The organism is Gluconobacter sp. Dm-44 (genome assembly GCF_018256175.1).
Taxonomy (GTDB): domain Bacteria; phylum Pseudomonadota; class Alphaproteobacteria; order Acetobacterales; family Acetobacteraceae; genus Gluconobacter; species Gluconobacter cadivus.
In genome coordinates this window covers 407,261-421,913 of the sequence record NZ_JAERLZ010000001.1, presented here as the reverse complement: position 1 = coordinate 421,913, position 14,653 = coordinate 407,261, and the positions used below count along the sequence as shown (strand labels likewise).

The window sequence follows — 14,653 nt, the reverse complement described above, 5'->3', positions numbered from 1 at the left end:
GCCGCGTCGAAGGCTGTTTTCTTTTCCGGATCTGAAATCCTGCCCTGATGTTTTCCCGAAACACTCCTTTCCGTTCGCGGATACGCCAGAAACGTCAGGCTGAGCCTGTGCGTTCGGGGCGCGGCGTTTTCACGCGCCGCGCCCTGCTGGTTATGGCCGTGCAGGCCGGGGTTCTGGGGGTGCTCGGGCGGCGGCTGTATAATCTTCAGGTCGTGGATGGCGGGCATCTGCGCCAGCTTGCCGAACGCAACCGGACCAGCAAACGCCTTCTCGCGCCTGCGCGCGGCACGGTCCATGACCGTTTCGGTGTGGCTCTTGCAGACAACAAGGTCAGCTGGCGCGCGCTTTTGATGCCGGAAGAGACGACGGACATCCCGGCCGTTATCGAGCGTTTCTCCCAGATCGTGCCTTTGGATGAGCATGACCGCACGCGCATCGAGCGTGATCTACGGCACGTCCATAAATACGTTCCCGTTACGCTGCACGAATTCCTGTCTTGGGACGACATGGCCCGGATCGAACTCAACGCGCCGTCTCTACCGGGTGTGCTGGTCGATGTGGGCTCGACGCGGCTGTATCCGTTCAAGGGGCTGACCGCCCATATCGTGGGCTATGTCGCGCCTCCGAACGAGGAGGACGTGGCGAAGGACACGACGCTTTCGCTGCCGGGAATGCGCGTCGGTCGCGCTGGGATCGAGCAGACGCAGGAAGCCTCCCTGCGTGGTGAGCCGGGCTCCGTGGAGATGGAAGTCAACGCGGTCGGCCGTGTCATCGGCGAGATCGACCGCGTAGAAGGGCAACAGGGCGAGGACGTGCGCCTGACGCTGGATTCCGTCCTGCAACAACAGGTTCTTGATCGTCTTGAAGACCGTGTGGCGAGTGCGGTCGTCATGGACTGTCGGAACGGCGAAGTGATGGCGATGGTCAGCACACCGTCTTTCGATCCGTCCCTGTTCGATTCAGGCGTCAGCCATGCTCAATGGAACGAATGGGCCAGTGATCCGCGCACGCCGCTGGTGGACAAGGCCGTGTCTGGTCTTTATCCGCCCGGCTCGACCTTCAAGCCCGCCGTGGCGCTCGCAGCCCTCAAATCCGGTTCCGTTACGGCGCAGGACCGTTTCAACTGCCCCGGATATTACGATCTGGGTGGCGTGCGTTTCCATTGCTGGAACCGGTGGGGCCACGGCATGATCAACATGCGCGAGGGTCTGAAATATTCCTGTGACGTCTATTTCTACGAAGTGGCGCGTCGTTGCGGCATGGACCCGATCAAGGCCGTCGGCAACCTGATGGGTCTGGGTGTCAGGCCAGATATCGAACTGCCCCATGTCCGGTCCGGTGTGATCCCGACACCGGAATGGCGCCAGAAGCACGGCTTTCACTGGAATGGCGGCGATACGGTCAATGCCGGCATCGGGCAGGGCTTCGTGCAGGTCACACCGCTGGAGCTTGCGACCTATACCTCCCGCATCGCTTCGGGCCGTAATGTTCAGCCGCATCTGCTGCGGGCGACCAATGACCAGATTTCCGCCATGGCATCGGACGAGGCGGTGCCCAAGGTCGATCTTCCAGAGGAATTTCTGGATGTCGTGCGCGGCGGCATGTTTGCGGTCGTCAACGATCAGCACGGCACGGCTCCCAAGGCGAGGCTGGATCTGCCGGGCATTCAGATGGCCGGAAAGACAGGCTCGGCGCAGGTCCGGCGTGTGTCGCGGGCACTGCGTGAATCCGGGCACTTCAACTCCATGAACCTGCCGTGGGAATACCGCCCCCATGCGCTGTTCATCTGCTTTGCGCCGTACGACAATCCGAAATATGCCGTTGCGGTGGTGGTGGAACATGGCAATGCGGGCGCGGACGAAGCCGCTCCGCTCGCCAAACTCATCATGACCGATACTCTGCTGCGCGATCCGGCCAGTGACGTCCGACCTGCCGCTCCGCAACCCCCTGTGGAGGCACAAACGCCGTCCGTCCCTGCTGAAGCCAGCGCTTCTGCTCCCACGGAGAACCCCGTTGCAGATGATCAGCCGGAGCGGGGAGCGACGCAATGAAACGTAACGGCCTGAACACGTTCGGCTTTCTCAAATCCGACCGCCGCCTCCTGCGTGCCGAGCCTGATTTCAGGCCCATGGCGCGTCTGCTTCAGGTCAACTGGCTGTATGTCCTGCTGGTCTGTGTGCTGGCGGGTGTGGGCTATATCGCGCTCTATTCCGCGGGCGGAGGCTCGGCCAAGCCGTTTGCCGGGCCGCAGATGGTGCGGTTCGGCTTCGGCCTTGTCATGATGATTGCGGTCTCGCTCGTCAGTCCGCGCGTTCTGCGGATGGCGGCGGTTCCCGTCTATCTGCTCTCGGTCACGCTCCTCGCTCTTGTGTTGCGGATGGGGCATGTCGGGAAGGGGGCGGAACGCTGGATCAATCTGGCGGGGATGCAGTTCCAGCCCTCCGAATTCGCCAAGATCGGCCTCGTCCTGATGCTGGCGACGTGGTTTCATCGGATTGGCAACGAGCGGATGGGCAATCCGCTGCGCCTGATCCCGCCCGCGCTCCTGACATTGCTGCCGGTCCTGCTGGTACTCAAGGAACCCAATCTCGGCACGGCCACTATCATCGGCGTCATCGGGGCGGCGATGTTCTTCGCGGCGGGAATGCGGTTGTGGCAGATCCTGCTGCTCGTGGCGCCGCTGCCTTTCATGGGAAAGCTGATCTACAGCCATCTGCATGACTACCAGAAAGCCCGGATCGACACCTTCCTGCATCCCGAACATGATCCGCTCGGCGCTGGCTACAACATCATCCAGTCCAAGATTGCTCTCGGTTCGGGCGGGATGTGGGGTGAGGGATATTTGCATGGCAGTCAGGGACAGCTGAATTTCCTGCCGGAAAAACAGACGGACTTCATCTTCACCATGATCGGGGAGGAATGGGGCTTCGTCGGCGGGATTGCCGTTATCGCCTTGCTTGCAACGCTCGTCATGGGTGGAATGCTCATTGCGATCCGCAGCCGCAACCAGTTCGGGCGGCTGCTGGGTCTGGGCATTGCGATGGATTTTTTCCTGTACTGCGCCGTAAACCTGTCGATGGTTATGGGCGCGATCCCGGTTGGTGGCGTGCCGCTGCCGCTGATTTCCTATGGCGGTTCGGCGATGCTGACGATGATGTTCGGCTTTGGCCTGCTCATGTCCGCCTGGGTGCATCGGAATGAACGCGATCCGGGGATGGAAGACGATGAGGACTGAGTATCTGCGTGCCCTCACGATCCCGCAGGGTGGGATGTCCGTGCGTCAGATGGTGCTCTGGGGACTGGTCTTCGCAGTGACCCTGTTCCTGAGACATCCAGGCGCACTGCTGATGGCGCAGTTCTGGGGAGAAGATTCATGGGTCTGGTACCCGCAGGCCTATGAGCAGGGTCTGGCAAGCCTGCTCAATCCGGAGACGGGATACCTCCAGACCTTCCCGCGCTTGATCGGCCTTCTGGCACAGGGGTTGCCGTTCCATCTGGCTCCGACCCTTTTTGCGGTCGTGGCCTTTATGGTGCAGCTCGCGCCGCCTCTGTTCCTGCTCACCGGACGTCTCGATCAGGCATGGCCGGACAGGACGTCGCGCCTGCTGTTCGCGCTGTTCATGGTCGCGTTGCCCAATTCCTACGAAGTGCAGGTCAATCTCACCAATTCCCAGTGGCACCTCGCCATTCTGGCGTTTCTGGTTCTCCAGAGCACGCCGCCACAGGGCTGGGGGCAGCGCCTGTTCGACGGAGCAGTCCTGCTGCTGTCAGGGCTGACAGGGCCGTTCTGCGTCTTCCTGTTTCCGATCGCTCTGCTCCGGGTTGCAGCGGTCCGGGATCGTTCACATCTGATACGACTGGCGTTCGTTACTTTGTGCGTCGGATTGCAGGCGCTGACCTATCTGCACAAAGCGCATCAGCGGGTTGGCACTGAACTTGGCGCCTCGCTCATCACGGGGATGCGCATTATCGCCCTCAATATCGAGATCGGCCTCCTGTTCGGGCAGCATGCCGCTGCGGATGTGGCGGGGTCGGCATTGTGGTGGCAGCACCGTAGCCCGGCGGTTGTACTCTGTCTTCTGGGGATCGCCGCCCTGATCTATGCCTGTCTGCGGGGTCCCGCGATTTTCCGTGAGGCGCTTCTTGCTTCCGGGCTGACGTTTGCGGCGGCCCTGGCCCATCCTCAGGTGTCCATTGATCAGCCCCAGTGGCATGTCATGCAGTATTCTGGCTGGAGCGATCGGTATTACATCTTCGCGATGCTGACCCTGCTCGGGTCATTCTTCGTTCTTGCTCGTGCTCCGCGTCCTGCGCTGAAGGCAGCCGGCGTCTCGACGCTCCTGCTCGTCACAGCAGCCTGTATCCGGGACTGGCACTTTCCATTCTTTCCAATGTCGGATTTCTATACGAAAGCCGCAGAGTTCGAGCGCGCCCCTTCCGGAACAATCATCACTTACGGCATCCAGCCTTCACCAATGACCGCCCAGATCCGCAAACGCTGAGAACCGACGGATCCTGCGTGTGCCCCTCAGGTCCTGTGACGCCCGGCCAGAATATCGGCGGGTGTGCGGGCTATAGAGGTCGGCGGCGATGTGTTGAAGTCCGCAATCGAAGCGTCACGGGCCTCTGGCGGGAGGGCTTCGATCATGGTCAGACGGGCATTAGCGGCCTGAATCTGTGGCATGGTCACAAACGTGAATTTCCCCGCCAGATAGAGCATGAGCGGGGCCAGAACGAGCCCGACCCCGAAAAATATGGTGAAAAGCGACAGAAAAGCCGCCGCCCACAGATAGATCGCTATAGCCCCGCTACTATGACGATAGGACGTCCCGTTGCTCAGGTTCAGGACGGACAGAACACCCCATTCTCCGGTCTTTGTCTTGCGACACAGGACAAGCAGCCTGTCTCCGGCCCGGATCGGAAGCTTCCCGTTAACCTGACTGAGCGTATAGGCCCGGTTTTCGTAAAAGATATGCGTGGAGAGAATGGTGTCAGTGCGCCCATGAACCATTCCGACCGTACCGGACTGTCCGCCGACGACGCCTCCGCTGACATGTCCCTTGACGATGGCAGACGTGTCTGTGGCTTCGGCGGTAATGAGGTGAATCTGAAGCGGGTTCATCAGCGTCGCCTTTTTTGTGGAAGGGAACAGAGCGTCTGTGGGCCGACGGTCGGTCGAAGGGGAAGCGAAAGACATCCGTATCCTGCGCTTCCCCTGAAAATCAGCCCTCGATCTGCCCAAAATCGGCAATCAGGGCCGTTGTGGTGCGGAAGCGGGCCAGCAGTTTGAGGCGATTGACTCGCACCTCCGGCTCCGGTGCATTGACCGTCACGGCCTCGAAGAAGCGATCCAGCGTCGGGCGCAGGGCCGCAATAGCCTGCATCGCATCCGTGAAACGCTCTTCTTTGAGAGCTGTTTCAATCGCAGGAACGGCCTGATCCAGACCTGTGGCCAGAGCGCGTTCTTCGTCCTGCGTATAGAGAGCCGGATCGGACGCGCCGGTATGCGGGCCGTCCTTCTTATCCTCGATACGCAGAATATTGGCGGCACGCTTGGCGGCAGAGAGCAGGTTGCGCCCGTCTTCCGTCTGGATCATGTCCGACAGAGCCGAGGTCCGGGCCAGAAGCCGGACCAGATAGCCATCCAGACCGTGCGTCAGGATGGCCGCAAGAACGTCATGCCGTTCTCCCTCACTGCGAAGCTGCACGCGCAGACGCTCGGCCATAAAGTCCGGCAGCTTGGTCAGTTCGCCCTCTGCACGTCCGTTCGCCGCCTTTGCGAACAGCGTCGTCAGGTCCAGACGCAGCCCGTTGTCACGGATCGTGCGGATGATGCCGAGTGCGGCACGACGCAGCGCATACGGATCGCCCGAACCGCTCGGCAGTTCGCCAATGGCAAAGAACCCGGCCAGCAGATCCAGCCGGTCCGCAAGGGCCACGGCCACTGAAACCGGCATTTTTGCCGTGTCGTCGGACTGACCGCGCGGCAGGTAATGCTCGGCCACGGCGCGGGAAACGGCCTCGTCTTCGCCATCATGCGCCGCGTAATAGCCGCCCATGACACCCTGAAGTTCCGGGAATTCGCCAACCATCCCGGTCGTCAGATCGGCTTTGGCCAGCAGACCCGCGCGCTCGGCCTGAGCAATCTGTGCGCCGTCGAGTCCCATGGCCTGTGCCACGGTGCCCGCCAGCTTCGAAATCCGCTCGGCGCGCTCGGCCTGCGTGCCCAGCTTGGCATGGAAGGTCACCGCTGCCAGCGCCGGAACGCGGTCAGCCAGCTTCGTTTTCCGGTCCAGATCCCAGAAATGTCGCGCATCGGCAAAACGGGCGCGGAGCACGCGCTCATTCCCCGCCGTTGTCAGTTTGCCACCGTCCTTGAACGGCAGATTGCCGATGAAGGCGAAGTACGGCGCGGCTTTCCCGTCCGGATTGCGCAGTGCGAAGTACCGCTGGTTGATCCGCATGGAAACCTGCATCACTTCGGCAGGCAGATCCATGAACGCCGCGTCGATTTTGCCCAGAAGCGGCACCGGATATTCGACCAGTCCGCAGACCTCATCGACCAGCCCGTCATCCTGCACGACCGTAATGCCATGCTGCTCCGCCAGCCGTGCCACGCCGGTGCGGACCATGTCGCGGCGGCTGTCCATGTCCACGATGACCGAGCGCGTCTCAAGCTCGTCCTGCCACTGCGAGGCGGACAGGATTTCGAACGCGCCGGTTGCAAGGAAGCGGTGACCTTCGGAGAGGTTCGACGCCTTCAGCCCATGCGCGTCATCCCCGTCACGGGCGAGGGTGAACGGCACGACCTGCCCGTCCAGCAGGCACGCGATCCGACGCAGCGGGCGGACCCATGTGAAGTTCGATCCCGCACCCCAGCGCATGGATTTGGGCCAAGGGAACTTCCACAGCAGATCCGGCACGGCTTCGGAAACGCGGCTTTCCGCGCTCACTGGATCAAGGGACTTGTTTAGAACCCAGAAGCCGTTTTCCTGCGCCAGATCCGCCGGTGTGACGCCATGCTTGCGCGTGAAGCCTTCCAGAGCCTTTTCCGGAGCGCCCTCGCGCGGGCCGCGTTCAGACACGCTGCGGGCGGGGATTTCGGCATCGATGTTCAGAACTGCCGCGATGCGTCGGGCCCCGAAAAACGTCCGCAGATCGCGCGGATTCAGGCCATCGAGCGCTTTGGTCAGCAGCGAACCCAGATCGTCGGCCGCGCGGGCCTGCATACCGGAGGGGATTTCCTCGCTGAACAGTTCGAGAAAGAGTTCAGCCATGGGACGTCTCCTCACCGGCGAGCCAGGCGTCGCAGGCGGCTTTGGCCAGCGCACGGACGCGCCCGATATAGGAAGCGCGCTCGGACACGGAAATCACGCCGCGTGCATCCAGAAGATTGAACAGATGCGAGGCCTTGAGGCACTGGTCATAAGCGGGCTGGGCCACGCCAGCCTCGGACAGACGCATGGACTCGCGCTCGGCATCGTTGAAATGGGTGAGCAGCATCTGCGTGTCGGCGAGCTCGAAATTATGGCGCGAATAGTCCTGCTCGGCACGCAGGAACACATCGCCATAGGTCAGGCCACGACCATTGAAATCGAGGTCATAGACGTTCTCAACGCCCTGCACATACATCGCCAGACGCTCAAGCCCGTAGGTCAGCTCCGTGGATGGCATGACGGTCGGAATGCCGCCAACCTGCTGGAAATACGTGAACTGCGAGACTTCCATCCCGTCACACCAGACTTCCCAGCCCAGCCCCCACGCGCCGATGGTCGGGTTTTCCCAGTCATCCTCGACGAATCGGATATCGTGCAGTTCCGGGTCGATCCCGATGGCGCGATAGCTGTCGAGCAGAAGCTGCTGGCTGTCTTCCGGCGTCGGCTTGAGCAGCACCTGATACTGGTAATAGTGCTGAAGACGGTTCGGGTTCTCGCCATAACGGCCATCCGACGGACGGCGGCAGGGCTGCACATAGGCCGCAGCCCACGGCTTGGGACCAAGCGCGCGAAGCGTGGTGTGAGGGGAGAGCGTGCCTGCTCCGAGTTCGGTATCGTAAGGCTGCAAAATGGCGCAGCCCTTCTCGGACCAGAATTGATGAAGGCGCAGGATCAGGTCCTGAAAACAGAGCGGCCGGGTCGCAGACAATTCGATAGGCTCCGGTTGGCAGAAATCGGGCGTCACCTTACAGGCACAGGCCCTGAACCGGAAGGGAGCCTCCTGCGGTTGATCTTGTAGAGTGCTCGTGGCTGCATCATATGATGGAGGCTCAGCAATTTCTTCATCTGGAAGGATGATGACGATGAATAACGAAGAACGCGATCTGATCGCCCGTTTCGTCGCCCGTGTCGGGGGAGGGCCGCAGGTCACGGGACCCGGCCAGCCACCGGCCGCCCCTCTGCCGCCTGTAGACCCCGAAGCGGACCGCTTCATCGCCGAAAACTTCCAGCAGTATCCGGAAGCACGCTACCGCGTCACCCAGATGGCGGTAGTGCAGGAAGCCGCTCTGGCGCAGGCGCAGAACCGTATCCGCCAGCTTGAATTCCAGCTCCAGCAGGCCCAGCAGCAGCTCGCACAGGCGCAGCAGTCCGGCGGCGGCAAGCCGGGTGGGCTCTTTGGTGGCTTCTTCGGTGGTGGCAACCGTCCGCAGCAGTCCGCCCCCCCGCCGGGCTGGGGTGCACAAGCCGCGCCTCCGCCGAACTTCATGCCGCAGCAGCAATATGGGTATCCGCCGGGCTATCAACCGGGCATGTTCCAGCGTGGCGGCTCAGGCTTTTTAGGCTCGGCCCTGACCACGGCTGCGGGCGTTGCGGGTGGCATGATGGCCGCCAACGCGCTTGAAGGCCTGTTTTCCGACCATCACAGCGGCGGCGGTGACGCAGCCGGTGGCTGGGGCACGGGCGGCGATACCATCATCAACAATTATGGCAGTGATGCTTCGAGCGCAGATCCCTTCGGCGGTTCGGGCACTGATGCCGGCAACTTCTCCAACTCCGATTTCGGCGGTGGCGATTCCGGTGGCGGAGACTTCGGCGGCGGTGACGGCGGCGGATTCGACGACATGTTCTGAGCCTGTCTCCACCGGACAGATGTTTTCCAAAAGCCCGTCCGGACTTGATGTCCGGGCGGGTTTTTTGATGTTTGTCAACCCGGCGCCTTATGCTGCGTTCGCTCTCATGACTGACCTCTTTCCCGATCGGGAGGCCCCATCTGATGTCTCACTCCGCCCCGAATGCCGATTTCCGCGATCTCTCCGCTTTCGATGCGCTCGAAGATGGCAGGATCACTCCGTTTTCGCTGGACGGAGCGCCGGTGGTGCTTATTCGCGACGGCGAGAAAATCCACGCCTTCGCTGGGAAATGCCCGCACAAGGAGGCCCCGCTGGAGCAGGGCGCGTTCTGCCGGACGGAAAAAGGCAGCGTGCTGGTCTGCCCCTGGCACAAGGCGGTTTTTGATGCGACGGATGGAAGCCTCGTCGAACCGCTGGCCCTCGATCCCCTGCCACGTTACCCCGCCCAGATTGTCGACGGACGTGTTCTGGTTGGGCTGAAACCGGTGCAGCGTGTCGCGCCTGCGAAACGACAGGAAAGCGACAGTGTTCTGCTTCTCGGGGCTGGGGCCGCAGCTGTCAGCGCAGCGGTGACGCTCCGGGCGGAAGGTTTTGCGGGCACGATTACAATGGTCAGCGAGGAAAAGGATCTTCCCTATGACCGCACGGCCCTGAGCAAGACCGTCCTCGTTAGCGAATCCGAAAAGGCCCATGCGCCCCCGGTTCGGGAGGAGGAGTTTTATACAGAGCGCGACATCACGCGCATCCGCGGCCATGTGGCACAGTTCGACCCGCAGACCCGCACCGCAACCTTGCAGGACGGGACAAAACTGACAGCCGATCATGTCCTGATCGCTACGGGAGCCGTCACCAAAAAGCCGGATATTCCGGGCGTGGACATGAGGGGCGTCTATACGCTGCACCGCGAAGCGGATGCCGAGCGGATTGCCGCCATTCTCGACCCCGATCTGGCGGTCACGATCGTCGGTGCGGGGTTCATCGGGCTGGAAGCCGCGTCTTCCCTGCGTCAGCGCGGCGTCGGAGTAACGATTGTTTCCGATAACGAAATCCCGATGGAAAAACAGTTCGGGCGTGAAATCGGCATTCGTCTGCGACAGCTTCATGAAGAAAACGGTGTGGCGTTCGTCTCGGATGCGCGGGTGACGAAGATCTATGCCAATGAGAGCGACGGCGAGAAGGCGTCGGGCGTGGAACTGGATGACGGAACCCGTCTGCCCGCTGCTTTCGTGCTTCTCGGCGTTGGGGTTATCCCGGCCACGGATTATGTTCTGGGGCTGGAGCGGGACAAGAGCGGTGCGATTGTCGTGAACGGCCAGATGCGCGTAACGCGGGGCGATGATGTTGGGGCCTATCCCGGCGTCTATGCAGCCGGGGACGCATCCGCCGTCTTTCATGATGGTGCGCCACGGCGAATCGAGCACTGGCGTCATGCCGAGGTACAGGGGCGGATCGCGGCTCTTGCGATGATGGGGCACGATACCCCGAACGTTCCGATGCCGTGGTTCTGGACGCAGCAGTTTGGCAAGAAAATCGAGCTTCTGGGCTGGGGCGAGAGCTTCGACAATGTGGCGCTGGAAGGCGATATCCGTGGTTTCAGGTTCCTCGCGACCTATCTAAAGGATGGCAAACCCATCGCGCTGGCCGGGGCGGGGCATGCCTCAGACATGGCGCGGGCTGCGGTCGATTTTGATGGTTTCATGAAGGAAAAGGCCTGAACCCGCCCCTGAGGTCGCAGAAAACTTGACATCAGAGGGCCGTCCCGGCTTCCTGCGCCCACTTATCCGCACAGGACGTTGAAGAGGCCCGCCATGCATCCATACCGCACCCATGACTGTAGCGCACTGCGTGAAGAGAACGCCGGGCAGACCGTCCGTCTTTCCGGCTGGGTGCACAGCAAGCGCGATCACGGCGGCCTGCTGTTCATCGACCTGCGCGACCATTACGGCGTCACGCAGATCGTCATCCCCTCGGGCACGGACCTGCTGGAAAAGGTCGAGCGCCTGCGTGTCGAGAGCGTCATCACCGTGACCGGCAAGGTCGTGGTGCGTCATGGATCGCAGCGCAACCCGAACCTGCCGACCGGTGACGTCGAAGTTCTGGCCGAGGCTCTGGACGTCCGCTCCAGCGCTGAAGTTCTCCCATTCCAGGTCGCGGGCAACGAGAACTACCCCGAAGAACTGCGCCTGAAATACCGTTACATCGACCTGCGCCGTGACAAGATGCACCAGAACATCCTGCTCCGCAGCAAGGTCATCACGAGCCTGCGCCAGCGCATGATCGCTCAGGGCTTCACCGAGTTCCAGACGCCGATCCTGACGGCCTCTTCCCCCGAAGGCGCGCGGGACTTCCTCGTCCCCGCCCGTCTGCATCCGGGCAAGTTCTACGCCCTGCCGCAGGCTCCGCAGCAGTTCAAGCAGCTCGCGATGGTTGCCGGTTTCGACCGCTACTTCCAGATCGCACCCTGCTTCCGCGACGAAGCCTCGCGCGCTGATCGTAGCCCGGGCGAGTTCTATCAGCTCGATTTCGAGATGTCGTTCGTCACGCAGGAAGACGTCTTCACGGTGCTCGAGCCCGTCCTCGCGGGCGTGTTCAACGAGTTCACGCCTGAAGGCTGGAAAATCACGGACGGCGCATTCCCGCGCATTCCGTATGCCGACGCCATGCGCGACTACGGTTCCGACAAGCCGGATCTGCGGAACCCGCTGATCATCAAGGACGTCACGGAAGCCTTCCAAGAGTCCGGTTTTGGCCTGTTTGCCAAGATCGCGGCCTCGGGTGGCCAGATCCGCGCCATTCCGGCTCCGGGTGCGGGCGACCGTCCGCGCGGTTTCTTCGACAAGCTGAACACATGGGCGCGTGAAAGCGGTGCCGGTGGTCTGGGTTACATCATTTTTGAAGCCGAAGGTGGCAAAGGCCCGATTGCCAAGAACCTCGAAGCCGAGCGCGTCGAGAGCATCCGTGAAGCCTGCGGCCTCAAGGCTGGGGACGCCGTGTTCTTCGCCGCAGGCAAGGGTGATGAAGTCGCCAAGTTCTCCGGCGTTGTCCGCACCAAGGTTGCCACAGAACTGGACCTGATCGAGAAGAACGCGTTCCGTTTCTGCTGGGTCGTGGACTTCCCGATGTTCGAGCTGAACGAGGAAACCGGGAAGGTCGACTTCTCGCACAACCCGTTCTCTATGCCGCAGGGCGGCCTCGACGCGCTGAACACGCAGGACCCGCTGACGATCAACGCCTACCAGTACGACATCGTCTGCAACGGCGTAGAACTGTCCTCGGGCGCCATCCGGAACCATTTGCCGGAAGTCATGCTGCGTGCGTTCGAAATCGCAGGCTACGGCCCCGAGGTCGTGGAAGAGCGCTTCGGCGGCATGCTGAACGCCTTCCGTTATGGCGCTCCGCCGCATGGTGGCGCCGCACCGGGCGTGGACCGTATCGTGATGCTGCTGGCCGATGAGCCAAACATTCGCGAAGTCATTCTCTTCCCGCTCAACCAGAGCGGCGAAGACCTGATGATGGAAGCCCCGGCCCCTATCGAACCGGCCCGTCTGAAAGAACTGCATCTGGCGCTCGACCTGCCGAAGCCCAAGCCGACCGCCAGCAAGTAACTTTCAAGAGAGTTTTTCCGCTGTTGCCTGAACGGCATCTCCTTCACGGGAGATGCTGTTTTTTTATGCCATGTGTGTTCGCACACTCACCAGTGCACTCGGATGCCTCCTGTGACGGCTGCACTCCCACCTGCGGCACCCTGAATGGTGTCGCGGTGTCCTCCGAAGAAACTCGCCGTCAGGTCCACGCCTGGAAGGGCTTTCAACGGGTAGGCGAAAGTCGTCGTCACGCCTTTTTCTTCCATCAGCGGTGACTGTGTCGCGCGTTCGACATTCAGAGGGCCGATTTTTGAGAGGTTGGCCAAATCCAGCTTCATCCATTCGGCTCGGATAGAGGGGCTCGTTTCTGTCTGTTTAAAGGTTAATCTGCCTGAAGCGGTTCGGTATTTCATGCCGTCCAGTAGGGCAGGACCCCGGAGGGAGTCTGGACGAGGTATCTGTGCGCGGGCGGTATGATGTGCGGGCATGAAATAGGCGGGCGTCTGTGCGCGAAGCGGGAAGGCCCAGATACTGCCGAAAATATAGGCCGCAAGCCGCCAGTCTATGCACATGATGAAAACCCCCAACGAAAAACGATATGAAGGTCTGCGGTACTGGCGTGCGAAGCGGATGCGCAAGATGTGAGCGCGCAGCAGGGGTTGTGTCAAAAAAGATACAGTCAATATAAGATATTCAAAATCAAAGACTGAAAATAAATTTCATCCTGATTTTGTGTTTTTAAGGACACAGATCAACTTCTGTATCTTTCCGTTACAGAGGTGGAAAGGGCATCACTTCTGCAACACAAAATCATCATCTGCCCGGATTCCGCCATAGATGCGCCGCAGCCGCGCCAAGACGGTCTCGCCATCATCTTTCCGTGACAAGGCGTCATGAGAAGGAGAGCATTGATGCTGAAACATCTGTCAGGGATCTTGGCTGTTTCCGCCCTGTTTGCAGGTACGATGGCGATTGCGCCGATGTCGGGAACAGCCCATGCCCAGTTCGTGCCCTATAGCGGCCCATACCGCCAGCCGCCTCCGCCTCCGCATACGCTGCCGGAAACAATTCCGCCCCATCGCGGAGACCTGCACTGGGTGCCGGGCTACTGGCGCTGGAGCGGCAACGGGTATCAGTGGCAGCCGGGCCATCTGAGCAGAAAACCCAGTCTACGACACGCATGAGGTGGCGCAAGGGGGACAGGCGGCCTGTTCCCCTTGCGCCTTCAGACCGTGACGAGAACCGGAACGTGATCGGAAGCCTTTTCCTTCGCCCGCTCGTCCCGGTCGATCACAAAAGCTGTCAGGCGCTCGGCCAGACGGGGCGACAGAAGCGCATGGTCGATCCGCAGCCCTGAGTTCCGCTGGAAGGCCGCCGCCTGATAATCCCAGAACGTGTAATGTCGGCCCGCAGGGAGCAGGGCTCGGAGGGCATCCGTCAGCCCCATCCATTCCAGCCTACGGAACGCCGCACGGGTTTCAGGACGAACCAGCGCGTCGTCAGGGGAAAGCGCGCCGGGTGCCAGATCCTCGTCCGTCGGGCAGACGTTGAAATCGCCGATGAACGCAAACGGTTTCTCAGCTTCCAGCAGAACACGCGCGCGTTCCGCTAAAGCGTCGAAAAACACGAGCTTGGTCGCGTAACCGTCCTCACCGCCGGAATTGCCGTTGGGCAGATACAGATTGCCGATCGTGATTCCATCAAGCTCCGCCTCGATATAACGGGCAGACGGATGATCGAAGCCCGGAAGCGCATGATGCGTCACTGTGAAAGGTCGGCGTCCAATCAGGGCCACGCCATTATAGGCTTTCTGCCCAGAGGTTGCGACATGCAGCCCGGCTTCCGCGAACACGGCCGGGAACTGGCTGTCCTCACATTTGATTTCCTGAAGGCACAGCAGATCGCAGTCCGGATGGCGCTCCAGCCAGTCCTGAACATGATGGGCGCGGGCGCGGATGGAATTGATGTTCCAGCTTGCGAAGGTAAACGGCGTGTTGCTCAT

At 61.4% G+C, this 14,653-nt stretch carries 12 protein-coding genes; 7 read left to right on the top strand and 5 right to left on the bottom strand.

Annotated elements, in window-relative coordinates; genetic code table 11:
• The first annotated feature begins 47 nt into the window (after positions 1-47).
• Genes mrdA through JK213_RS01925 form a run of 3 tightly spaced genes read left to right on the top strand, consistent with a single transcriptional unit; the run spans position 48 to position 4,502 of the window.
• Complete coding sequence (gene mrdA / locus JK213_RS01935; RefSeq protein WP_194261625.1) at positions 48-2,051, top strand: penicillin-binding protein 2; 2,004 nt, start codon at positions 48-50, stop codon at positions 2,049-2,051.
• Complete coding sequence (rodA, locus tag JK213_RS01930) at positions 2,048-3,235, top strand: rod shape-determining protein RodA (protein WP_194261624.1); 1,188 nt, start codon at positions 2,048-2,050, stop codon at positions 3,233-3,235. Before mrdA ends, rodA begins: the two co-directional genes overlap by 4 nt.
• Positions 3,225-4,502 carry a hypothetical protein gene (locus tag JK213_RS01925; protein ID WP_194261623.1) on the top strand — a complete coding sequence of 426 codons (1,278 nt, stop codon included), beginning with the start codon at positions 3,225-3,227 and terminating at the stop codon, positions 4,500-4,502. The genes rodA and JK213_RS01925 overlap by 11 nt, the downstream gene beginning before the upstream one ends.
• Positions 4,503-4,528: 26 nt before the next feature.
• Here the strand turns inward: JK213_RS01925 and JK213_RS01920 are convergent, their stop codons facing one another.
• Genes JK213_RS01920 through JK213_RS01910 form a run of 3 tightly spaced genes read right to left on the bottom strand, consistent with a single transcriptional unit; the run spans position 4,529 to position 8,145 of the window.
• Positions 4,529-5,197 carry a hypothetical protein gene (locus tag JK213_RS01920; protein ID WP_194261622.1) on the bottom strand — a complete coding sequence of 223 codons (669 nt, stop codon included), beginning with the start codon at positions 5,195-5,197 and terminating at the stop codon, positions 4,529-4,531.
• A 25-nt stretch (positions 5,198-5,222) separates the two neighbouring features.
• Positions 5,223-7,277, bottom strand: a complete 2,055-nt coding sequence (gene glyS, locus JK213_RS01915; RefSeq protein WP_194261621.1) for a glycine--tRNA ligase subunit beta — start codon at positions 7,275-7,277, stop codon at positions 5,223-5,225.
• Positions 7,270-8,145 (bottom strand): glycine--tRNA ligase subunit alpha, encoded by an 876-nt coding sequence (locus JK213_RS01910; RefSeq protein ID WP_099285417.1) that lies wholly within the window; start codon positions 8,143-8,145, stop codon positions 7,270-7,272. The genes glyS and JK213_RS01910 overlap by 8 nt, the downstream gene beginning before the upstream one ends.
• Before the next feature lie 154 nt (positions 8,146-8,299).
• Between JK213_RS01910 and JK213_RS01905 the strand changes: the two genes are divergently transcribed.
• The 3 genes from JK213_RS01905 to aspS all read left to right on the top strand — a co-directional run bounded on the left by JK213_RS01905 (position 8,300) and on the right by aspS (position 12,672).
• The gene (locus JK213_RS01905; protein WP_194261620.1) at positions 8,300-9,067 is read left to right on the top strand and encodes a DUF2076 domain-containing protein; all 768 of its coding nucleotides are present in this window, start codon (positions 8,300-8,302) and stop codon (positions 9,065-9,067) included.
• 143 nt (positions 9,068-9,210) lie between these two features.
• Positions 9,211-10,782: an FAD-dependent oxidoreductase gene (locus JK213_RS01900; protein WP_194261619.1), complete on the top strand. Its 1,572-nt coding sequence runs from the start codon at positions 9,211-9,213 to the stop codon at positions 10,780-10,782.
• Positions 10,783-10,875: 93 nt separating this feature from the next.
• Complete coding sequence (gene aspS / locus JK213_RS01895; protein ID WP_194261618.1) at positions 10,876-12,672, top strand: aspartate--tRNA ligase; 1,797 nt, start codon at positions 10,876-10,878, stop codon at positions 12,670-12,672.
• A gap of 86 nt (positions 12,673-12,758) precedes the next feature.
• Here aspS and JK213_RS01890 read toward each other — a convergent pair whose 3' ends face one another.
• Positions 12,759-12,989 carry a hypothetical protein gene (locus tag JK213_RS01890; RefSeq protein WP_228125354.1) on the bottom strand — a complete coding sequence of 77 codons (231 nt, stop codon included), beginning with the start codon at positions 12,987-12,989 and terminating at the stop codon, positions 12,759-12,761.
• 573 nt (positions 12,990-13,562) lie between these two features.
• On the opposite strand from JK213_RS01890, the gene JK213_RS01885 reads away from it, so the two are divergent.
• Positions 13,563-13,835 carry a YXWGXW repeat-containing protein gene (locus JK213_RS01885; protein ID WP_062033715.1) on the top strand — a complete coding sequence of 91 codons (273 nt, stop codon included), beginning with the start codon at positions 13,563-13,565 and terminating at the stop codon, positions 13,833-13,835.
• Positions 13,836-13,876: 41 nt separating this feature from the next.
• On the opposite strand, the gene xth is transcribed toward JK213_RS01885, so the two are convergent.
• A complete protein-coding gene (xth, locus tag JK213_RS01880) occupies positions 13,877-14,653 on the bottom strand; it encodes an exodeoxyribonuclease III (protein WP_194261617.1) in 777 nt (258 codons plus the stop codon).